Origin of the sequence: Psychromonas algicola (genome assembly GCF_004378355.1) — a bacterium.
Lineage (GTDB): Bacteria > Pseudomonadota > Gammaproteobacteria > Enterobacterales > Psychromonadaceae > Psychromonas.
The window spans coordinates 1-22,713 of record NZ_SNUB01000027.1; the positions used below are offsets into that span (position 1 = coordinate 1).

General features: G+C 39.0%; 22 protein-coding genes. 10 read left to right on the top strand and 12 right to left on the bottom strand.

All coding sequences use genetic code 11. The features are described 5' to 3' along the window. Positions 1–455: 455 nt before the first annotated feature. The 8 genes from E2R67_RS12565 to uraD all read right to left on the bottom strand — a co-directional run bounded on the left by E2R67_RS12565 (position 456) and on the right by uraD (position 6,018). Positions 456–773 carry a hypothetical protein gene (locus E2R67_RS12565; protein WP_134291305.1) on the bottom strand — a complete coding sequence of 106 codons (318 nt, stop codon included), beginning with the start codon at positions 771–773 and terminating at the stop codon, positions 456–458. Between the two features lie 24 nt (positions 774–797). Beyond that, a complete protein-coding gene (locus tag E2R67_RS12570) occupies positions 798–1,274 on the bottom strand; it encodes a GNAT family N-acetyltransferase (protein ID WP_134291306.1) in 477 nt (158 codons plus the stop codon). Between the two features lie 71 nt (positions 1,275–1,345). Then, positions 1,346–2,152, bottom strand: a complete 807-nt coding sequence (locus tag E2R67_RS12575) for an alpha/beta fold hydrolase (protein ID WP_134291307.1) — start codon at positions 2,150–2,152, stop codon at positions 1,346–1,348. Positions 2,153–2,241: 89 nt separating this feature from the next. Next, positions 2,242–2,658, bottom strand: a complete 417-nt coding sequence (locus tag E2R67_RS12580; protein WP_134291308.1) for a GNAT family N-acetyltransferase — start codon at positions 2,656–2,658, stop codon at positions 2,242–2,244. A 102-nt stretch (positions 2,659–2,760) separates the two neighbouring features. Then, the gene (locus E2R67_RS12585; protein WP_134291309.1) at positions 2,761–3,234 is read right to left on the bottom strand and encodes a hypothetical protein; all 474 of its coding nucleotides are present in this window, start codon (positions 3,232–3,234) and stop codon (positions 2,761–2,763) included. Between the two features lie 651 nt (positions 3,235–3,885). After that, positions 3,886–5,088, bottom strand: coding sequence for a urate hydroxylase PuuD (locus tag E2R67_RS12590; RefSeq protein ID WP_134291310.1), 1,203 nt, complete (start codon positions 5,086–5,088; stop codon positions 3,886–3,888). Positions 5,089–5,158: 70 nt separating this feature from the next. Further along, positions 5,159–5,521 (bottom strand): hydroxyisourate hydrolase, encoded by a 363-nt coding sequence (gene uraH, locus E2R67_RS12595; protein WP_134291311.1) that lies wholly within the window; start codon positions 5,519–5,521, stop codon positions 5,159–5,161. After that, on the bottom strand, positions 5,518–6,018 hold the full coding sequence (uraD, locus tag E2R67_RS12600) for a 2-oxo-4-hydroxy-4-carboxy-5-ureidoimidazoline decarboxylase (protein WP_134291312.1): 501 nt from the start codon (positions 6,016–6,018) through the stop codon (positions 5,518–5,520). The genes uraH and uraD overlap by 4 nt, the downstream gene beginning before the upstream one ends. A 477-nt stretch (positions 6,019–6,495) precedes the next feature. Between uraD and E2R67_RS12605 the strand changes: the two genes are divergently transcribed. The 3 genes from E2R67_RS12605 to E2R67_RS12615 are packed head-to-tail and all read left to right on the top strand — an operon-like array spanning position 6,496 to position 10,063. Further along, the gene (locus E2R67_RS12605) at positions 6,496–8,052 is read left to right on the top strand and encodes an ABC transporter ATP-binding protein (RefSeq protein WP_134291313.1); all 1,557 of its coding nucleotides are present in this window, start codon (positions 6,496–6,498) and stop codon (positions 8,050–8,052) included. Beyond that, positions 8,045–9,136, top strand: a complete 1,092-nt coding sequence (locus E2R67_RS12610) for an ABC transporter permease (protein ID WP_134291314.1) — start codon at positions 8,045–8,047, stop codon at positions 9,134–9,136. The genes E2R67_RS12605 and E2R67_RS12610 overlap by 8 nt, the downstream gene beginning before the upstream one ends. Beyond that, positions 9,137–10,063, top strand: a complete 927-nt coding sequence (locus E2R67_RS12615; RefSeq protein WP_134291315.1) for an ABC transporter permease — start codon at positions 9,137–9,139, stop codon at positions 10,061–10,063. Between the two features lie 59 nt (positions 10,064–10,122). On the opposite strand, the gene guaD is transcribed toward E2R67_RS12615, so the two are convergent. The 4 genes from guaD to xdhA are packed head-to-tail and all read right to left on the bottom strand — an operon-like array spanning position 10,123 to position 16,305. Beyond that, positions 10,123–11,445, bottom strand: a complete 1,323-nt coding sequence (gene guaD, locus E2R67_RS12620) for a guanine deaminase (RefSeq protein WP_134291316.1) — start codon at positions 11,443–11,445, stop codon at positions 10,123–10,125. 49 nt (positions 11,446–11,494) lie between these two features. After that, positions 11,495–12,409, bottom strand: coding sequence for a xanthine dehydrogenase accessory protein XdhC (xdhC, locus tag E2R67_RS12625; RefSeq protein ID WP_134291317.1), 915 nt, complete (start codon positions 12,407–12,409; stop codon positions 11,495–11,497). A 4-nt stretch (positions 12,410–12,413) separates the two neighbouring features. Beyond that, on the bottom strand, positions 12,414–14,765 hold the full coding sequence (xdhB, locus tag E2R67_RS12630) for a xanthine dehydrogenase molybdopterin binding subunit (protein WP_134291318.1): 2,352 nt from the start codon (positions 14,763–14,765) through the stop codon (positions 12,414–12,416). Continuing rightward, a complete protein-coding gene (gene xdhA, locus E2R67_RS12635) occupies positions 14,752–16,305 on the bottom strand; it encodes a xanthine dehydrogenase small subunit (RefSeq protein ID WP_134291319.1) in 1,554 nt (517 codons plus the stop codon). The genes xdhB and xdhA overlap by 14 nt, the downstream gene beginning before the upstream one ends. A gap of 245 nt (positions 16,306–16,550) precedes the next feature. On the opposite strand from xdhA, the gene E2R67_RS12640 reads away from it, so the two are divergent. The 7 genes from E2R67_RS12640 to E2R67_RS12670 all read left to right on the top strand — a co-directional run bounded on the left by E2R67_RS12640 (position 16,551) and on the right by E2R67_RS12670 (position 22,673). Further along, the gene (locus E2R67_RS12640; protein WP_134291320.1) at positions 16,551–17,621 is read left to right on the top strand and encodes a BMP family ABC transporter substrate-binding protein; all 1,071 of its coding nucleotides are present in this window, start codon (positions 16,551–16,553) and stop codon (positions 17,619–17,621) included. A gap of 173 nt (positions 17,622–17,794) precedes the next feature. Further along, positions 17,795–18,727, top strand: a complete 933-nt coding sequence (gene puuE / locus E2R67_RS12645; protein ID WP_134291321.1) for an allantoinase PuuE — start codon at positions 17,795–17,797, stop codon at positions 18,725–18,727. Positions 18,728–18,963: 236 nt separating this feature from the next. Next, a complete protein-coding gene (locus E2R67_RS12650) occupies positions 18,964–19,755 on the top strand; it encodes a transporter substrate-binding domain-containing protein (protein WP_134291322.1) in 792 nt (263 codons plus the stop codon). A gap of 25 nt (positions 19,756–19,780) precedes the next feature. Then, positions 19,781–20,449, top strand: a complete 669-nt coding sequence (locus E2R67_RS12655) for an amino acid ABC transporter permease (protein WP_134291323.1) — start codon at positions 19,781–19,783, stop codon at positions 20,447–20,449. Between the two features lie 11 nt (positions 20,450–20,460). Next, positions 20,461–21,111 carry an amino acid ABC transporter permease gene (locus tag E2R67_RS12660; protein WP_134291324.1) on the top strand — a complete coding sequence of 217 codons (651 nt, stop codon included), beginning with the start codon at positions 20,461–20,463 and terminating at the stop codon, positions 21,109–21,111. Further along, positions 21,098–21,826 (top strand): amino acid ABC transporter ATP-binding protein, encoded by a 729-nt coding sequence (locus E2R67_RS12665; protein WP_134291325.1) that lies wholly within the window; start codon positions 21,098–21,100, stop codon positions 21,824–21,826. Before E2R67_RS12660 ends, E2R67_RS12665 begins: the two co-directional genes overlap by 14 nt. Positions 21,827–21,854: 28 nt before the next feature. Then, positions 21,855–22,673 (top strand): MurR/RpiR family transcriptional regulator, encoded by an 819-nt coding sequence (locus tag E2R67_RS12670; RefSeq protein ID WP_134291326.1) that lies wholly within the window; start codon positions 21,855–21,857, stop codon positions 22,671–22,673. Positions 22,674–22,713 lie beyond the last annotated feature (40 nt).

A 22,713-nucleotide genomic window follows, 5' to 3' on the forward strand; every position in this document is an offset into this window, starting at 1 on the left:
ACCAGAAAGGTTATCCCTTAATAATGAAGGGTGACGAGTTTTTTATACAATATCGACAGTGAAATAATAAATAAAAATCAATTTGAACTTGATTTACAAAGAGTGACCATATATGTCCAAGACTTTTTCTTCTGATGGTAATCTCGTTGTGAATATTTACGTATGTTCATTATTACGTCTTAATACCTTACTGCCACATTGAATAATCTGTTTATCTTAAGCTATTGATGCTTTAGAAATCAATGTTTGGATGTCCCGTACTTTTTAATTTGACGCCACTGCTGAATACGAGGATCTAAGGCTTTTCGAATTGCCATCAATGCCGGTCCAAAGTCCTCTTTCCAACAAGTGAAAAATCTTTTCCTTCTTGTTGATTACTCAACATAACCTCCTCAGTGTAATGAGAAGGTGTCCACTAAAGTGGGGGAAGACTATTTTTCCTGTGGCTATATTTGTTATATTTTTGATTCATTACCATCCATAAGATTCTTCCATAGAGCGAATGCAGAATCTTCTGTTACGTTTTCAATTTTTTTGTTTTCTAGCTCATCACTCATGTCTGCATCACTGTATTTTGTGTAGAGTGCATAGCCACTAGAAAATATAGATACAGAATATAGCGGGCCATTTTCTGAACCATACTCTATCCAAGCATCTGGATGCTCGTTATCTTGTGATTTAAAAAGCTCACTAAGAGCTTTCTTTAAATCATCGTCTGAAGGGTTTTGAGTTCCTTCACCAAAGCAACCAGTTAAATTAGTCCACTCAACCATGACTTCTCCTTGTTGATTTTCTTGTTATAACTCAACCTTGCAAATAAGCTTTTCTCTACTAGCCTCGAATCCGATTTTTTTATAAGCATTTTTAGCATTGATATTTTTTGACCACACATCTAGTTCTATGTGGCCTATTCCACTGTCTTTTGCAAAGGCAACAGCAACAGAAATAAGCTTACGGCCGATCCCATTGCCTCGATATTCTGAATCTACGCACATGTGATCAATGTATGCGTAATGTTGTTTAAGCATAAATGGATTACTAGGGCGTTTAATGACTTTTATAATCAGGTAACCCAAAACTTTTCTACTATTTTCTGCAATATATAATTGCGTATTACAGTCTTCAATTTGTTCCTGAAACCACTTCGATAGCTCATCTTTTTTAACTTCACAAAACACACTTGGAGCAATATCAATATGTAATGACTGCACCTCAGAATTTAGGGGAATTAATGACTCTATATCAGAGAATTTAGCCAAACGAATACTAATCATATTATGAACCTCTTCGTGAGTTATAACGCTTGCAGCAGCGGAGAGCGAAGCGAATCCGCTGACTGCATTTGTTAGTGTTTAATTCTCCCCAACAAGTCGATGACTTCCTGAACGACCATATCTGGCTCATCTTTCTGTGGGAAATGGTAACTCTTGTTTGTTAATACAGCCTTTCCTTGTGGAAATGCGTTTGCCCATTCAGAGTGTAATTCTCCCCACATTTCCCGTGCTTCATCTGTGAAAAAGAGTAATGGAGGATTTTCATATTTTTTTATTGATGCAATGACTGTTACAGGAATATCCTGTATCTCTGGATAACCGGGCAGTGGTCGTTTAGCCCAGAAATCTAGGTATTGGTTAGACATTCCGTTTTTCATATCGTCCAGTTTCACTTGAGCAATTTCTTTTTCTGCTTTAGTAAGATCAATTCTTCTCATAATATCAACATCATGTTCTGAAGCTGGCTCAACTAGCATTAACCCGGAAACCCATTCAGGATAGGTAGCAGCAAAGCGTCTAGCGATGTAAGCGCCATATGAATGGGCCACATAAACTACTGGTTTTTTAATGTGAAGAGCTTCAAGAACTAAACGAGCCTCTTCAGCATACTCCTCAGAGCTATAATTCTTCACAACGAGCTCTGAGCCACCGTTTCCAATCCGAGAGTAACGAATAACACGAGTGTTCTTGGCAAGACTTTTGAAAATAGGGTCCCAATCAGATAAACCTGCTGAACCTCCAGCCTCTAAGAATACGGTATGTTTGCCATTACCAGCCATCTCGTATTCGACATCATAGCCATTTACCGTGACTAAACTAGACTTGGCAAAAACAACCACTGGAAAAAAAAGACTAAAAAGCAACCACGCAGATTTCATTTATATTCCTTAAACACTAACGCTCGCATAAATGGCGAGCAACTTGTTGCGAGTCCAGCGCACGGAGTGCGCGATATTTCATGCGCTTGTTACGTGGTTGCAACAAGCTCATGGGTATATTCTGTTTCGCCCTCTCTTCTAAAGCCAAAGTTCTCATATAGCTTCAGTGCACCACTGTTCTTAAAAGCGCCAACACGAATTTCTTTATATCCACTTTCTGCCGCGATTTCTCGAATTTTGGATAGTGCTTCAGTACCATATCCTTTGTTGCGATAATTTGAATCAATATGAAGTTCAGCGATATAAAACATTCCTTCATATTCGTAAGCCATGTAGAACCCGACTTCGGTGTTCATAATTTTAATAACCCAGAGAGAGCATTCCTTATAACGAGATAACTTTGCTTCATCATCCCATACCAAATTTAGCTCTTTGTAATATGGAGCCATATTCTTCTTTATTATCGCAACTGATTCTTCAAACCTATCAGACTGAATAAAATCCATATTCACTCCTCGTAACGCCCACTTAAGCGGGCAAAAATTGTTGGCTATAATTGTGTAGCGGAGCGAAACAGCCAACTGTTTTTGTTCCGTTTAAAGTGCTTGTTAGGCATTTTCATGCTCAATATGATAAGCAATTTTTGCTAACTTTGAACATATTGTGACTAATAATGTGGAATATAAATACCCAACACGTCCCTCTTTACCTTTTTTTAGTTTTGTATATTCATTACCTAATGGACTACCTACTTTAGTCACATCAGCCTCTGATATTTGCATATCCATTTGATGCGCAAATTTATTTCGTAGTTTATTCAAATTTCTCAAGCTAGATACTAACGTATCAGGTAGAGCATCAACGGATTCACAAATCAAAAGTTTATGATGATATGAAAAATTACCTTTCTCAATAAGTTTATCGCCACGAATTAAAGTAGCTAAAATGATTTTTTCAAGAAAGTTTTCTGTATACAGGTGAGCTTTTAATATTTGAACTAATTGATCAACATCTCCAACAAATATTTCAATTAACTTTTCAGCTTCAACATTAATAAATTGTTCGTATGCAATATCATTCATAGTTCCTCCTTGAGGCCTAACAGCGTAACTAAGCCGAATTATTCCGTATTTACGGTGGAAATACGGAATAGTTTAATTTGATAAATTAGGCATTACTTTAGTGTAATGAAGCATTAAATCAAACTATTAAATGAAAACATAAAACCTTTCTCATGTGGAAAGGCGGAAAAGTTCCGTGTTTACTGTAGAGACACGGAATTAAGTTTTCCTATAAATAATAGAGCATGACTCAATGCGGCTACGACATCCCCACCGTTGAACTTTCCCAATCTGGGAGCTTATTTTAGCAAAGCCAAACAGGACGTTTGGCTTAGTTTCGGCTAGTGCATGGAGTGATTTATGCGACAGCATAGTGTTATGAGCGGACTAAGCTATGCGTGTCCTTTGCACGTCCGAAACGGTACGTTTAAAATGAATGAGTAGATTGGAATAGAAAGTGATTCGGTGCCAGTCTCTTGGCTTACTTTCTCTGCTGGCAGAGAGAAAGTAGAGTCGCCGACAGGGCGAAACAAAAAGCGAATATTATTTATAAAGCAATGACGAGCGTAGACGAGCCCAACCCATACAAATTGACAGTTTGCATTCCCACAAAGGACTGTGGGAATCAGCAGAAGGATTTAGTCAGTTATCCAACTGACCAAACCATCGTTATTACTTCCCTTTCGCTACGCGATAATTCTCAATCCAAATCGCTAGGGTTTTGCGCTCTTCTGGTGTCATATTATTCATATTGCCTAATGGCATATCTTGATTGATCACTGCACGCGTGTAGATGTTGTCTGAGTGCGTTTGTGCGGCTTCAATAGAATCAATGGTAAAGCCTAGCGGTGCGCTAGTGAATAACGGAGATGTCGGCGTTGCGCTGTGACATTCAGTACAATGTTGCTCGATGATAGTCCATGCTTGCTGATCTGACACTTGTACTGTATTTACTTTAGTTTCAAAGCTTTCCCATGGTGCAATGGCTAGCATGACCGCAAAGAATGCAGCGATACCAGATACCAAAATCGACGGTTTGTTAATGTGACGATGCTTAAGGTTAAAGTAATGTCTGATCCACATGCCGATAACAATTAATGCGACTAATACAACCCAACCATATTGATGCGTGTAGGTATGTGAAAAGTGGTTACTTAGCATAATGAAGATGATTGGTAGGGTTGCGTAGTTATTATGAATTGAACATAACTTCGCTTTTAAACCTACAGCTGGATCTGGAATTCGACCTGCTTCTACTTCTTTCACAAGGTAGCGTTGTCCTGGCATGATAACTTGAAATACATTGCCCGACATACACGTACCAATTAATGCACCGATATGAATATAAACGGCTTTATCTGCAAATAATTGATCAAATCCCCATGTCCATAATGCAAGTAGTGCAATTATAGTTGCTGTGAATAAGTAGCCATTTTTAACTAATGGCGAGTTACATAATAAGCGGTAAACAATATACCCGATTGCAATGCTTGCAAGCGAAGTCGTAATAGCGGCAAACTTACTTAAGTCACTCTTCGCGCTGTCTAGTAAGTTCGCATCTGCGCCTACGTAATAAAGTAAACTGAATAATAAAATACCGGTGATCCAACTCGTATAAGCTTCCCATTTAAACCAATGTAATGTAGTTGGCATTTTTTCTGGGCCGTTGGTGTATTTCGCAACTTCGTAAAAGCCACCGCCATGTATTGCCCACAGGTCGCCTTTGATGCCTTTGTCTTGTTTTTCTTTGGGTGGCGTTTGTAAGCTGTTATCTAACCATGCAAAATAAAATGATGCACCGATCCATGCAATACCTGCGATGACGTGAAAATAACGCAATACTAAGTGCGCAATTTCAATTAAATAATTTCCCATAATAGTTACCTTCTTTTTCTAATTATTTTTGTTTTATCTATTTATTCTTATTACAAGCAAAGGGAATAAATTAACTGCCTCGGTACGTTGAGTAACCAAATGCATTGAGTAAAAGTGGGATGTGATGATGTCTTTCATCTTGTAATCGGAAAGTGATTTCAGCACTTGGATAAAAAGCAGGTGCGCTTTGTGTTTCCCAATATGGGTCGAGTTCAAAAAGGATTTTATAAGTGCCAAAAAGATCTTCAATGGCTGCGTCTTGATACCAGCTGTTATCTTGCCAATCGTTGATGCGACCATCTTGGTTCGTCAGGGCTGAAGACAATGTAACCCATTCTTTACCTTGTAAAACGAATAGTTTAATTTGTACATTGGCAGCAGGCTTACCCTGTGATGTATCGAGAATATGTGTCGTAATTGGGTTCTGATTCATAATAATTTTTCCAAACGTATTTTGGTGATTTTTGCTTGTTCGTTACCAGCGATAGTGAGTTCGCTTTGGCGATCGTTATTGATTCTACTTTTAATGAGATCCAGCATTTCCTGTGCGCTTTTGCCTGAGGCACACACAATAAAGATAAAGCCAAATCTTTCTAGGTATTCGATATTCAGTGCTTGCATCTCTTCAAGCACCGATTTTTGAGCGGCAGACATGCCAGATTGTTCATGGCTTGCACTACCTGATGTATTTGCGTATTTTTTAGCAAGCGTTTCTAAATTCCCTATTTGCGGGTGTCCTTCAAAAGCGGCGAGATAATCTGCTTCAACAAGTTGTGCAAAATTCTTTTCTGAAGCCTCAAGTACAGCCTCTTTACTTGAAAAAGGGCGAGCATCGATCATTTTTTGTATCCAATTTGGCGCGCAACAGCAGTTTTCGAAGAGGCTGTAAATTTGCTCTGAATTCGCCTTGTTGATTTGATCTAAAGTCATTACTATTCCTTTGCAAAATAAATATGATTAGCTATCACGTAACGCATTAAACGGTGCTATTTGAGTGAGTTTTAGCCCTTTAATGGTGCGCTACAAGCTTAAAATGAACGTATTTAGTGCGAATGCCCATTTTTCACTGTCTCAGCTTTTATTAAATAATGACATTAAGCGAGTTTTGTTTAATGTTCTCTAAGGTTAACCTGCATGGTACATAAGGCTTCTTATGCTTACGGCGCGCTAGCACGCACAATGCAATTATTTAATAACTGGTAAGGTTATTGCTAATATCATACCAACTTTGACCAAATGGACAGGTTGTGTAAAAAAGGAAGTGTTTTTCTTTTTTAACTATTAAATAAATCAACCTGTTTATATTGATATTAAATATTTTGTTATGGGCTCTTAGTATTGTTAAACACGTAACGTGCCAAATCATAATTTCACTTTAAAAAGTGGGTGTAAAATAGGGAGTTATCAATGAATAATGTTAAGCGTTTAGCGATGCTTGGGATCACTAAAGAATACCCCGGTTGTAAAGCCAATGATGACGTGTTTCTAAATATAGAGCATGGTGAAATTCATGCTTTATTAGGTGAAAATGGCGCCGGAAAAAGTACCTTAATGAAGATGCTTTACGGTGTGGTTAAACCCGATGCTGGCACGATAGTGTGGAATGGCAAGGAAGTGTCGATTAGCGAACCTGCTGTTGCTCGAGGCTTAGGCATTGGTATGGTGTTTCAACACTTCTCTTTATTTGAAACGTTAACCGTTACCGAAAACATTGCATTGGTGTTAGGCGCAGAAGCTGGTAACCCTAAAACCTTAGCGGCGCGTATTAAAAAAACATCGGAACGATATGGCATGCCACTGGATCCTGAGCGCCGAATCTCAAGTTTATCCACAGGTGAACGTCAACGTGTTGAAATTGTGCGTTGTTTGTTACTGGATCTGCAACTACTCATATTAGATGAACCTACCTCAGTATTAACACCGCAAGAAGTCGACGACCTATTCAAAACACTAAAACAACTGACCAAAGAAGGTTGTTCCGTTCTATTTATTAGCCATAAATTACATGAAGTGACAGAGCTTTGTGATTCCGCAACCATTCTACGAGCGGGTAAAGTGACAGGGCATTGTAACCCTAAAGATGAAACCTCGGAATCTATCGCGCGTATGATGGTCGGTGACGATATTGCCATTAGTAATGAATGCCGACGCGCAGTGGGCGGGGAAGTGTTTGTTGATATTGCAAACCTATCAACACCGGCGTTAAGTCAGTTTGATATCGCACTTAAAAGCATTAATTTACAGGTTAAAAAGGGTGAAATCGTTGGCATCGCGGGTATTGCGGGTAACGGACAAGATGAATTGTTTAAAGCCTTATCGGGCGAAGAAATTCACCGTCATTCAAAAGCCATTAAGTTTGCGGGTGATTTTGTTGATCATTTATCGCCTTTAGCGCGTCGTCGTTTAGGCATGGCTTTTGTACCAGAAGATCGTTTAGGGCGAGGTGCAGTGCCTGAATTAGATTTACGCGATAATGCGTTGTTAACCAGTTTTGATTCAGATTTAGTGAAACATGGTTTTTTAAACAAAGCGAATATTACTGCATTGGCAGACCATATTATTGAAAAATACAAGGTGAAAACCGCTGGTAATCATGATGCGGCTGAAAGTTTGTCTGGTGGTAATTTACAGAAGTTTATTGTTGGACGAGAAGTGGAGCAAGAACCGTTGTTTTTATTAATGTCACATCCTACATGGGGAGTGGATATTGGTGCACAAGTGGCAATTCATCAAGCGATTTTGGAATTAAGGGATCGTGGTTGTGCGATTTTAATTGTCTCTGAAGATTTAGATGAGCTTTATAAAGTCTGTGACCGTTTAGGTGCGCTGTGTGATGGTGAGCTTTCTGATTTCTTAGAGCCTGAAGCGTTACCGTTAGTGAAGTTAGGACAATGGATGGCAGGTGATTTTGATACTGCATCAACGAATGTAGAAAGTAAGCAAGGAGTGCTAACTCATGATTAAATTAGTCGCACGTGGTCAAGCCTCGGTTAAGTGGGGATATTTATCTCCTGTGTTAGCAGTGTTTTTAACCTTGATTGCAGGTACCTTTTTATTTTGGGGATTAGGAAAAGATCCTGTACTTGCGCTTTATACTTTCTTTATTAGTCCGATTGCAGATTGGTACGGTATTACCGAATTATTAGTGGTTGCCATTCCAATCTTACTTTGTGCCTATGGTTTAGCCCTATGTTATCGCGCTTCTATTTGGAACATCGGTGCCGAAGGGCAGTTATTATTAGGTGCCGTGGTCAGTTCAACAATGGCATTACAATTTGTTGATTCAACAAGCCTTTGGGCAATGCCATTAGCGTTAATTGCAGGTATGGTCGGCGGGATGATTTGTTCGGGTATTTCGGCGTTTCTTAACCTGCGTTTAAATTGTAATGAAACCTTAGTCACCATTATGATGAATTACATCGCGTTGAATACTTTACTGTGGGCGGTTTATGGACCATTAAAAGATCCTAACGGTTATAACTTCCCTGAAAGTGCTTTGTTTGGCGATAGTACTTTGTTACCTATTTTGTTTGAAGGTACACGTTTGCATGTCGGCTTGTTATTAGTGTTATTGGCTCTGGTTGTGGTTTGGGTATTTATGAGCAAAACCTTTTTAGGTTTTCAAATTAAAGTGCTTGGACTGGATAAACCTGCAGCACGTATGGCGGGTTACAAAGAAACGAAACTAGCCGTGATGGTGTTTTTGGTCGGCGGTGCGCTGGCAGGATTGGCTGGAGCTGTATTAGTGACGGGGACAACAGGGCAATTAATTCCTGCTATTTCTCCGGGTTATGGTTATTCTGCGATTATTGTTGCCTTTCTTGGACGTTTGCATCCGTTGGGGATCACGCTAGCAGGTTTGCTGATTGCGTTAATCTTTATGGGTGGCGAAATGTCGCAAATGGTGTTGAATCTACCACGTTCAATTACTGGGATTTTGCAGGGATTGATTTTGTTCTTCCTACTTTCATGTGATGTGTTGATCCGTTATCGAGTGGTGTTTACCTTACCTCGTTTTCTCTCAACAGCGACTCAAGGAGATAAATAAATGGATATCAATTTAATCACCAATATTTTATTCGCCATGATCCTAACAGGCACACCGCTTTTACTGGTTGCATTAGGTGAAATGGTCTGTGAGAAAAGTGGCGTTTTAAACTTAGGTCAAGAAGGCATGATGTTGATGGGGGCAGTCGCTGGGTTTATTGCGATGTACCATACGGATAATCATTTTCTTGGTTTCGTTTTTGCAATGCTGGTGGGTATGGCAATGTCATTGTTATTTGGTTTTATTGCATTGCACCTTAATGCGAACCAAGTAGCGGCTGGGTTAGCCTTAACTATTTTTGGTACCGGATTATCTGCTTTTTTAGGTAATGATTATGAAGGTAAGCAAATCACTGTTTTACCTGCTTTAGTGGAAACGGAATTACAAAATATCCCAATCATAGGTAAAGCACTATTTGCGCAAAATGCGATTGTTTACCTGAGCTGGGTTCTGATTGTGGTTGTGTATTTATTCTTCCGTTATCACCGCCAAGGTTTGTCGGTTCGCGCTGTGGGTGAAGATCCAACGGTAGCAAGTAATATTGGTTTGCCTGTAATGCGCATTCGTTATTTATCGGTGATGTTCGGTGGTGCAATGGCTGGACTAGCAGGTGGTTATTTATCGATTGCTTATACACCAATGTGGACGGAAGGCATGGTGTCAGGTAAAGGATGGATTGCGTTAACCTTAGTGGTATTTGCTAGCTGGCGTATCGAGCGTATTGTATTGGGCGCTTATCTATTTGGTTTTGCGAGTATTATGCATCTTGTGGCGCAAGGGCTTAATTGGTCAATCTCCTCTAACCTATTAGCGATGATGCCTTATGTAGCTACCTTAGTGGTATTAGTGATGCTGAGTCGTGATAAACAACGCTTAAAACTGTTCGAGCCAATGGCATTGGGTAAACCGTGGCATAAGAATAGTTAATCAGTTTGAATAAGTTGTATAAGGTTGTGAAAGTAACAGCCTTATACAACTCTCATTGGTTATTTTTTGTAGATACTTTTTCCCATCACAAAGGTTTCACTGATACAGCGATCATCGCCTAACATCATCAAGGTAAATAGCTTTTCTTCTAAATCCTTACATTGTTTTAATCTAAAGGTTAGAAAAGGTGTTGGCGAGTTATCTAATACAATAAAATCAGCTTCACATCCTGGTTGGAAATTACCAATCGTCCCTTCTAAATCTAACGCTTTTGCGCCTGCTAACGTAGATAAGTACAAGCCTTTAAATGCTGAAAGTGAGTTATCTTGTAATTGTTGTATTTTGTAAGCTTCATTGAAGGTTTGAAATAATGAAAAGCTGGTGCCGCCGCCCACATCTGTGCCCATGGAAACGGTAACGTCATGTTCTTCACAGGCTTTTAAATTAAATAATCCTGAGCCAATAAAGAGGTTAGACGTTGGGCAATGTGATATAGCTGCTTGGTTGTCTGCTAGGCTTTTATATTCTCTATCTGATAAGTAAATACCGTGCGCAAATACAGCGCGTTTCTTCACTAAACCTGCATCCTCATAAACGCTTAGGTAATCTTGATTTTCTTCAAATAAGCTTTGTACCCATTTACATTCATCTTTGTTTTCTGAAAGGTGCGTGTGCAAATAAACATCTGGATATTGTTTGAGTAATTTACCGCAGTTATCAAGCTGTGCTTTAGTTGAAGTCGGAGCGAAACGAGGTGTCACTGCATAGCTTAAACGATCAACACCATGCCATTTTTCAATCAGTGCTTTGCTTTCTTGATAACCACTTTCAGCGGTATCAGATAAGGTTTCAGGACAGTTTCTATCCATCATCACTTTACCTGCGATCATACGTAAATTACGTTTTTGTGCTTCAGTGAAAAATGCATCGACAGATTGTGGGTGAACCGTGCCAAATACCAAAGCAGTGGTGGTTCCGTTACGTAATAGTTCATCGATGAAAATATTGGCTATTCCGGTTGCATATTCGCTATCGTGAAATTGTTGTTCCGCTGGGAATGCGTGTTTTTCTAGCCAAGTTAATAATTGCTCACCGTAGGCACCAATCATTTCAGTTTGTGGAAAATGAATGTGAGTATCAATTAAGCCCGGAAGGATTAATTGTCCCGTGAAATCTTTAATTTCAACTTTTGAGTCCGTTAAGAGACTTGCGTGTTTATTCTGGATGTCATTTTTGTCGCCAGCTTCTAGCACCTTTCCATTTTTAATTAATAATGCACCGGGTGAGAAGTAACGATGAGCCTGCTCTCCAAGTTTGTTTGGATCGCCAATAAAGTCTAAAACATCGCCGAATACTAATACCGTTTCTTGTGCTTTTGTCATCTCAAATGCCTCTAAATTTTACCAATTACATTAAATAATGTGTTTGGTATTAACCTGCTGCTTTAACTTGTTCTGCGCTTAAATGAATTAGGTTATTGGTTAACGATTTCCATTGTGCGCCTTGCTGATTAGACTGTTTCGTTTGTTGGCTTTGATACAATTCAACGAGTTGTCCTGAAATAGCAATCGCCACTTCCATCGGTAGTTTTCCTGTGACTTCTTTTAAACCAACAGGGCAAATCATCTGCTCGATTTGTTGCTCTGAAAATCCACGTTGAGTTAAACGATATTGGAATCGTTTGGCTTTAGTGTCTGAACCTATAACGCCCATCCACAAAGCATCATCGCGTTTAAGAATGGCTTGGCAAAGGTCAAAGTCTAGCTGGTGGTTATGCGTCAATATCAAAAAGGCATTATCTTTTTTCGCTGATTTAACTTGGTCGACAGGTTGCTCATCGATAACTTTTTGAACATTGCTTGGTACTTCTGCAGGGAAAAGATCGGCACGGCTATCAATCCAGCGAATGCGAATTGGCAGCTGCGCTAAAATAGGGATCAAAGCTTGTGCTACATGGCCTGCGCCGTAGATATCTAAATGCATTTTGTCATTCACAAACACTTCAAACAACACCACAACCGTTCCACCACAACATTGCCCTAAGCTTGCACCGAGTTGAAAGTTTTCAACGGCTTGGCAAGTTTGCTCTTGCTTCAATAGTTCTCGAGCATGTTCAATCGCTTTAAACTCTAAATGGCCACCGCCAATGGTGGCGTAGATATTCTTTTCGCTGATCACCATTTTCGTGCCAATCGCACGCGGCGTTGAACCTGAAGTACCTAATACGGTAATCAATGCATACGTGTCACCATTAGCTTCAAGTTCGTTGATTGCTTGCAACCAGCTATGTGGATGTAAACCTTGAGCAGAAGCTTGATTATGATCTTGTATAGAACTATTTAGCATACTGTTATCCTTGGTTTTTTTGCTGCTGTTTTTGTTGCCATTGCTGGGCAACCTGCACCGCATTTAAAATACATTCAGCGGTGGCTGGTGTATTTAAACTTGGTGCATATTTGTAATCTGTAATGCTTGCTATAGCATTACGGATTGCGCTCCAAGCGCTAATCCCCAACATAAATGGCGGCTCACCGACGGCTTTAGATTTGAATACCGTTGTTGCAGGATTTTGTGAATCATAGAGCTTTACATTAAATTCGGCAGGTGTATCACCAATCGCTGGAATTTTGTAAGTAGCTGGCGCATTACTCGCTAATTCACCTTTCTCATTCCAACGTAAGTCTTCAGTCGTTAACCAGCCCATACCTTGAATAAAGGCACCTTCGATTTGTCCGATATCCAATGCAGGATTAATTGAATTGCCCACATCATGCAAAATATCTACGCGAGTTAGCGTATTTTCACCGGTTAATAAATCGATTTCTACTTCGCTCAATGCAATGCCGTGAGAGTAATAGAAGAAAGGACGACCTTCTGCTTTTTCTCTGTCGTAATAGATTTCAGGTGTTGCGTAAAAACCCGTAGCTGACAATGAAATACGATTGATATAAGCCAACTGAATTAACTCAGCAAAGCTAATTTTGCCTTTATCGTGAATTAATTGGTTATCAACAAATTGGATTGTGTCTTTGTTCACTTCAAAGTGTTCACAAGCAAATTCGATTAATCTTTCTTTAATGATATTCGCAGCGTTTAAAGCGGCCATACCATTTAAGTCTGTTCCACTTGAAGCGGCTGTTGGTGAGGTATTCGGCACTTTGTCTGTTCGCGTTGCATTGACCAAGATATGTTTCATATCGATGGATAAAGCTTGCGCGACTATTTGTGCAATTTTGGTATTTAGACCTTGCCCCATTTCCGTACCGCCATGATTCACATGGACACTGCCATCGGAATAGATCACAAGCAATGCACCAGCTTGATTCAAATGCTGAACGGTAAATGAGATACCAAATTTGACAGGCGTGAGTGACAAGCCTTTTTTAATAATTGGTGAGGTTTTATTAAAGTCTTTGATCGCTTGCATACGAGACCAATAATCACTTTCTTGCTCAACCTGTTCAATCATGTCTTTTAAAATAAACTGATCGATTTTTTGTTTATAAGGCGTTAAATCACGACCCGGTTTATATAAATTCAGTTTACGAATGTCTAATGGATCTTTACCAAGGTAATACGCGATATCATCAAGAATTTGTTCTGCGACTATCATGCCCTGTGGGCCACCAAATCCACGGAATGCAGTGTTACTTACCGTGTTGGTTTTACAGCGATTACCATTGATATGCGCATTGGGATAATAATAAGCGTTATCCGCATGGAACAATGCACGGTCAACAATCGCGTCAGATAAATCTGCAGAGTAACCACAGAAACCATTGACGTTAATATCTACACCAGAGATTAAACCATCGTCATCAAAGCCAACTTGATAGGTATTATAGAAAGGGTGGCGTTTACCTGTGCTTCGGAAATCATCGCCACGCGCTAAGCGTATTTTCACTTTCTTGCCCGTATAATAAGCCGCTATTGCAGCTAAACATGCCCACGGTGCGGCTTGTGTTTCTTTACCACCAAAGCCACCGCCCATACGACGCATTTCTACAGTCACATAATTGAAGGGTTGGTTTAGGACTTTGGCCACTAAATGCTGAACTTCACTTGGATGTTGGCTAGATGTTTCAATGAACATGCCGCCGTCTTCCGTAGGTGAAGCAATGCTGACTTGCCCTTCTAAATAGAAATGCTCTTGACCGCCGACAGTTAATTCACCGCTGATTTGATGTGCTGAATCAATAATCGATTGTTGTGCATCACCTCGGTGTAAGGCATGAGGGGGACGAACCCAATGTTCTTTGGCAATGGCTTCTTTGATATCAAGCACGGGCGTTGATGTTTCATATTCAATTTTTACTTTTCGAGCTGCAATACGTGCGCTTTGATAGCTTTCTGCAACCACTAATAAAATAGGTTGGCTATGAAATTCAATGACTTCCTCAGCTAACAAAATATCACCTGTGAAAACTGGGCTGACATCATTTTTACCCGGAATATCTTTCGCACTATAAATCGCAATAACACCTGCTTCAGCTAACGCTGGTTTAGTATCAATTGATAATATTTTTCCGCAGCTTATGGTCGATAAGACTGGATAAGCATGTAAACTATTTACATCTTCTGCTTTATCATCAATGTAAAAGGCTTTTCCTGCGACTTGTTTAATTGCACTTTCATGTACAAAAGAACGACCAATTGCGTTGCCAGCAGGGCCTTTAGGTTTGTCTGTTTCAAAGTGCCGCATGGTTGATCCTTGTATGAATTATTGGCGCTGCATTGGTAATTTGAACAGCATTAGAAGTGTGAAGATTGGCGCTTTTGAATTGAGGCGCTTCTTGAGTTTGATACCAAATTCTAGAAAATAAGTTTTTGCTAACTTGTATGCGATATTCAGAGGATGCGCGTACATCAGATAAAGGCTGAAAATCGACTTCAATTTGCTCTGCTGCTAATTGCAGGTTTTCTAAGGTTAATGTTTTACCATTTAATGCTTCTGCTACGTTTTTAGCTAACGCTGGCGTGGCTGCCATTCCGCCCATTGCGCAACGTGCTTTCTGTATTGTTTCATCGTCGTATTGGTAAGCTAATACTAAACAAACTGCAGAAATATCATCTTCAATACGTTTTGAAATTTTGTGGCAGCTTAATTTAAGCGTTGGTCTTCGTTTAGGTACATGAATCGCCACAATCACTTCGTCTTCAGCTAATTGGGTTTTACGATAATCTACAAAAAACTCTGCTAAATCGAGTACACGCTTTCCACGAGTACTTTGTACTTCAATGGCTGCATTTAAAGCAATTAATAAAGGAGCCGGATCGCCAATGGGAGAAGCGTTAGCAATACTGCCTCCGAGTGAGCCTGCATTTCTTACTTGCAATGAACCTAAACGTTCAAATAGCTCATGTGCTTCAGGGTAAACTTCACAAAAGCGTTCCACAAATTCACTGTAAGGTAAGGCTGCACCGATATGTAAGCCTGTGTCATCATTTTCAAATTGCATTAACTCTTGACAGTAACGCACTGAGATAAGTTGATCTTGATAAGTGAGTCGTTGGCTAAACTCTACTGATAAGTCCGTTGCTCCCGCGACAAACTGCGCTTCAGGATAAGCTGTTTTTAGTTGGCATAATTGCGTTAAACTCTGCGGTAAATAGAAATGCTGTTCACCATGTTCAATTAAAGGAATTTGATTTGCTGCTAAAGATGTTTGCAGTGATTCCGTTAGTTTTTTAACTTGTTGAGTAAAGCGATGATCTTCATGCGCTATGTTTTTTATTGGATCATTTTCGTAACTAAAGCATTGTTCAGCGGCTTTTAAGATCGGTTGATAACCGGTACAGCGACATAGGTTTCCACCTAGCGCTTGGATCACGGCTTCTTTTCCTGGATAAGTTGTGTGATTCATATAAAGCACAAATAAGCTCATAATAAATCCGGGAGTACAAAATCCACATTGTGAACCATGACATTCAACCATGGCTCTTTGTACTGGATGTAAATCTTCAACATCTGGGTTGATAGTAGTGCTAAGCGCTTCAACAGTAATAACATGCTTTCCATGTAAGTTACCTAATAGCATTAAACAAGCATTGATGCTTTTGTAATGCCATTGTCCATCGATTAAATCACCGATCACAACAGTACATGCACCACAATCACCCGATGCACATCCTTCCTTGCTACCCACTTTCCCCATATTGGTGCGTAACCAGTCTAAAACGCTCAAGCTTGGCGCAAATGATTTTAATTCAATCATTTCATCGTTAAGTAAAAACTGAATCACGTTAACCTCTCTCTATCGCTTATGCCTTGTTAAATAAGGCTTTAGCTATGCATTCTGCATTAAATTTAAAATATTTAAAAGAATTTGACCATTTGGTCAGTTTATTGCTTGCATACAATGTACCAACCTTAGTTTGGCATAGAAAATGAATACAGTAGTGACTACATAGATTAATATGTTGTCGGTCTGATAAAGCGATGTTAAATAATTTTTAACATAAAAATACAAATAATAGGGGAAGGAATATGAGTAAGATTTTCAAAATGTTGTGCTTAACTCTCAGTTTAAGCTTTGCAGCATTCAGTCATGCTGATGACGAACCACTTAAAGTTGGTTTTGTTTACGTAAGTTCTACTGGTGAAGCAGGTTGGACTTATACACATGATGAAGCGCGTCTAAATTTAGAAAAAGTGTTTGGCGATAAAATCAAAACAACTTTTATCGAAAACGTAGCTGAAGGTCCAGATGCTGAGCGTGTTATTACGCAGCTTGCACAAAGTGGTCATAAACTTATTTTCACAACGTCTTTTGGTTACATGAATCCAACATTAAAAGTAGCGAAACATTTCCCTAATGTTAAATTTGAACATGCGACAGGTTACAAGCGCTCTAAAAATGTAGGGACTTACTTTGACCGCATTTATGAAGCACGATACCTAACAGGTGTGGTTGCGGGTTATATGTCAAAATCAAATGTACTAGGCTACATCGGTGCTTTCCCAATTCCTGAAGTCGTACGTGGTATCAATGCATTTACACTAGGTGCACGTTCAGTAAACCCAGATATCAAAGTTAAAGTGGTTTGGGTAAATACTTGGTTTGACCCTGCAAAAGAACGTGAAGCTGCAAACAGCTTAATCGATCAAAAAGCAGACGTGATCACTTTCCACACAGATTCACCAGCAGCAGTTCAAGCGGCTGAAAATGCAGGTATCTACGCCGTTGCTTATCATTCAGATATGAGTGCTTATGGTCCAACTGCACAATTAACTGCGGCTATTCATAACTGGCATGGTTTTTACGAGAAACAAGTTAAAGCAGTAATGGATGGTACTTGGAAGTCTGGTGATGTATGGGAAGGTCTAGCATCGGGTATGACTAAGATTGCACCATTAAATAAAGCGGTTCCTAAGAAAGTAGCTGATGAAGTTAAAGCACTTTCAGACAAAATCGTGGCAGGTACATTCCATCCATTCACAGGTCCAATTAAAGACCAATCAGGTAAGTTAATTCTTAAAGCCGGTGAAGTCATGCAAGACGGTGCATTATTGGGTATGGATTACTACGTTGAAGGTGTTGACGGTAAATTAAAATAAACACATTTAACCATTAATGAACAATGATTGATTGGAGGTTTAGCTTGATGCAAACCTCCTTTATTCATTTTTTATAATGTATTGCTAAGCGTCTCCTGACTCAACCGAGTTTAAATAGATGATTAGCAATAGATTATTCATAAATCAGAGCCCGAAGCTCAAAGGAACAATATATGGATCAACACAACCCGCGTGATTATATTGGTTATGGTAGAGACAATGTGCCCGACGCAAATTGGCCAAATAAAGCCAAAATTGCAGTCCAATTTGTACTGAACTACGAAGAGGGCGGCGAGAATTGTGTATTACATGGCGATCAACATTCAGAAACCTTTCTTTCTGAAATGGCCGGTGCAGAAGCTTATGCCGATCGTCATATGAGTATGGAGTCTTTATACGAATATGGTTCTCGTGCAGGTGTTTGGCGTGTATTAAATGAATTCAAAAAACGTGAATTGCCATTAACGGTCTTTGCTGTTGCAACTGCACTACAGCGTAACCCTGAAGTCACTCAAGCAATTATTGAAGATGGCCATGAGATTGCTTGTCATGGTTTAAAGTGGATCTCCTATCAAAAGACGTCGAGACAAGAAGAACGTCATGATATGGCTGAAGCATTAAAGATTATCACTGAGTTAACCGGGAAAATGCCGATGGGCTGGTATACTGGGCGTGATTCCCCTAATACTCGCGCATTAGTCGCTGAGCATCCAGAGCTTGCTTACGATTCAGATTATTACGGTGATGACTTACCTTTTTGGACGCAAGTTGCTGATGTTACTGATGAACAGAAAACACGCCCACATTTAGTGATCCCTTATACCTTAGATAATAACGATATGCGTTTTTCATCTCCCTTTGGATTTAGTCATGGCGATGAATTTTTTAATTATCTAAAAGATAACTTCGACTGCCTTTATGCAGAAGGAAGTACAAAACCTAAGATGATGTCGATCGGATTGCATTGTCGCATTATCGGTAAACCAAGTCGTTTTATGGCGCTCAAAAAATTCCTCGATTATGTGCAATCATTCGATGATGTTTGGATAACTAAACGCGAAGATATCGCAATACATTGGATGAAAGAGCATCCTTATTCAATTTAAGACTTGATTCTTTTTAAATCGGAAACTTAATCAACACATGATTGGTGCGTTTGCACCATTTGTGGGACTCATTGCACCACTCTATTTAGAGTTCGTTCAAAATTTAATTATAGTTTTTATTTAACTTATTGTTTTCTATGCCGTAATTTTTCATTTTAAATTGGCACAATCGTTGCAAGATTGCGATTGGTTGTTTCAATTGTTTTATCAATTAGTTAATTTTTCGGAGATATAAAATGAAGTTATGTAAATTACTATCAAGTGCGTGTGCGTCATTATTACTAATACTGACGGTTCACTCTGCTCAAGCAAATCAATTAGAATCTATTCAAAAGAAAGGTGTGTTAAAAGTCGCTGTTCCTCAGGATTTTCCTCCTTTTGGTTCTATTGGAACGGATTTTAAACCTCAAGGTTATGATATTGATATGGCGGCTTATTTAGCTGAACAATTAGGGGTTAAGTTAGAGTTGATTCCTGTTACTAGTGCGAATCGAATTCCTTATTTACAAACTCGTAAGGCAGACCTTGTTATATCGAGTTTAGGTAAAAATGCAGAAAGAGAGAAAGCGATCGATTTTAGTGAAGCATATGCGCCCTTCTTTTTAGGTGTATTCGGAGCTGATGATGTAAAAGTCTCATCTGCAAACGATCTTGCTAATAAAACTGTTGGTGTCACACGTGGTTCAGTGGAAGATATAGAACTAAGCAAATTAGTTTCTAAATCAACAACTATTCACCGTTATGAAGATAATAACTCAACATTGTCTGCTTATTTATCATCGCAAGTTAGCCTTATTGCAACGGGTAATCTAGTCGTGACTGAGATTGCTAATCGTTTTCCTGGTAAAGCACCTAAGACAAAATTTTTATTAAAGAACTCTCCTTGTTACATTGGTGTAATGAAAGGTGATGCCGTTTTACTTAAAGAGATTAATCGTTTAGTGAAAAAAGCTAAGCAAGATAACGTGCTAGAAGAACTTTCTCAAAAATGGTTTAAAGCACCATTTCCTGCGGATCTAGCTGCATAGTCTGTCATTAATAGAAGGGGGTATTATGGACTATCAGGTAAATTTTTCTGGGTTAGTTCCTTATTTTTCAACATTTTTGTCAGGCATCGGCATGACGATACAAATTACTGTGATTTCAACTATTTTGGGGTTACTTGTGGGTACTTACTGTGCCGCTGGCCGAATAAGTCAGCAGCGTTGGTTAAGTAGTATTTGTGCTGTGTATATCGAAATGACCAGAAATACCCCTTTTATTGTGCAACTGTTTTTTATCTTTTTTGGTTTGCCCGCATTAGGTCTTAAACTTTCCGCATGGGAAGCCGGTATTATTGCACTTGTTTTTAATTTAGGGGCTTATAGCGCTGAAATTATTAGAGCAGGTATTCTTGCCGCGCCTAAAGGACAGTGGGAAGCAGGAAGAACGTTAGGGTTGACTTATCGTCAGATCTTTATACATATTATTTTGCCTCCAGCTTATCAGCGTGTTTATCCCGCTTTGGTGAGTCAATGCATTATCGTCATGTTAGGGTCTTCAGTGGTCTCACAAATCTCGCTTGAAGAGCTTACTTTTGCAGCCAATTTTGTTCAATCCCGAACATTCTTAAGCTTTGAATCATATATTGTAACTGCCGTGATATATCTCTTCTTAGCTATTTTGATGCGCCAAGCATTTACTTTATTAAGTAAAGTAATGTTTAAAGCGCCAGCGTTATAAGGAATAAAATTATGATGCAATTTACTGATTGGGATATTTTGAGAAATCTATTGTTAGCTGCTAGATGGACAATTTTATTATCGTTATTCGCTTTTATCGGTGGTGGTCTTGTTGGATTGATTTTAACGTTTTTACGCAGTGCTAAATATGCGTCATTAAATGTGTTTTTTAAGGTTTATGTAGAAATATTTCAAGGTGTTCCGCTACTAATGCAGTTGTTTCTAACCTTTTTTGGTTTGTCATTACTGGGCATTGATGTTGATGCTTGGACTGCTGCTATTTTGTCTTTAACTTTATTTAGTAGTGCTTATTTACACGAAATTTGGCGTTCATGTATAGAGGCATTGCCTAAAGGGCAGTGGGAAGCTTGTCGTACGTTAGGGCTTACTTATGCTCAAACTATGCGTCACGTGATTATTCCTCAAGCAATCAAAATGGCAATTGCACCAACAGTCGGGTTTTCTGTGCAAATAGTTAAAGGCACTGCCTTAGCTTCTATCATTGGTTTTGTAGAACTGACCAAAGCAGGAACCATGTTAAACAACGCAACTTTTGAACCTTTTAAAGTGTTTGGGTTAGTCGCTTTACTTTATTTTATTATTTGTTTCCCTCTATCTGTTTTAGCTCGTTATTTGGAGAATAAAAATCATGCCACTCGTTAGTATCGATAAAGTCCATAAATATTATGGCGAAAACCATGTCTTAAAAGGTGTTGACCTTAAAGTGGAAGCAGGTGAAGTTATTTCTATCATTGGGCGTAGTGGTTCGGGTAAGAGTACTTTATTAAGATGTATTAATGGTCTAGAAAGCTTTCAAGAAGGTGCCATCTATGTAGGTAATCAAGCGGTTGAAGACGATGAATTAAAACTACGTTTATTGAGTCGTAGCGTGGGTATGGTATTTCAGAGTTTTAATCTTTTTCCGCATAAAACTGCAGCTGAAAATGTCATGTTAGCACCACAGCTGGTATTAAAAAAAGATGCTGAAGAGTGCAAAGCCTTAGCTAAAAAATTACTTGAAAAAGTAGGATTAGGTGACAAATTAGATGCTTATCCAGCGAATTTATCTGGTGGACAGCAGCAACGTGTTGCAATCGCTCGTTCATTAGCGATGTCTCCCAAAGTCTTGCTATGTGACGAGATCACGTCGGCGCTTGATCCTGAATTAGTAGGCGAAGTATTGCATGTATTAGAGCAATTAAAAGAAGAAGGTATGACACTTATTTTAGTGACACATGAAATGAACTTTGCTCGTGATGTTGGTGATAGAGTTGTATTTATGCATCAAGGTAAAGTATGGGAAACGGGCGCAAGTGATGAAGTCTTTGCTAATCCTCAAACACCTGAATTGCAAAGCTTCCTTTCTGTTGTAAGATAAACGACTGATTTCAATTTGAGAGTGCTTAATGACAAGAACGAATAACCCGCTAAGCGAGCGAATTACTAAACATTATCCTACTTTTACAAAAAGTAACCGTTGTTTAGCGGACTACTTACAGGCACATCCTGATAAAGTCTTAATATTATCGACCAATGAAATTGCTGAGGCTTGCTCAGTATCTAAAACGACTGTAAGTCGTTTTATTCGTTCATTAGGTTATGAAGATCATGCCGAATTAAGAACTGAATTACTGAAGGCTCGAGATCAAGGAGAACCATTATTAATGGATGCTCTCGAAGGATCGGGTTTACAGGAAGAAATGCGCTCATTAGAGCAGTTATGGGCGCAACTCAATGAAATGGATTTAAAGCCATTAATTAACAGAATTGCAAATGCTAAGCGCATTAAAATCATTGGTTACCGTAATAGTTACCCTTTAGCTATGCATTTTAGACAGCAACTGATGCAATGTCGCGGAGGGGTCGATTTATTACCTTTACCCGGGCAAACCATTGGCGAAGATCTCGCTTCTATTGAAGAAGATGATTTTATTATCGTTATTGGTATTCGCCGAAGGGTTACTAATTTCTCCAAGATCATCGATTTGCTCTCTGAACATAATTGTTTATTAATCAGTGATCAGTCTGGACAAAAGTATGCTCAAAAAGTATCACATTTTTTAGTGTGTTATATGAGTAATCAAGTGTCTTTAGACAGTTATGCAGTACCTATGAGTTTGATTTCTTATTTATCGAATCAAACTTATCAATTTTTAAATAGTGAAGCAGTAAAAGTTAGTGGAAAAATCAGTGCTAGTTATTCTCGACTCGATGAGTTGGAATAGTTAATTGTTAATCATCAATCAACCTCAATTTTATTAGAAG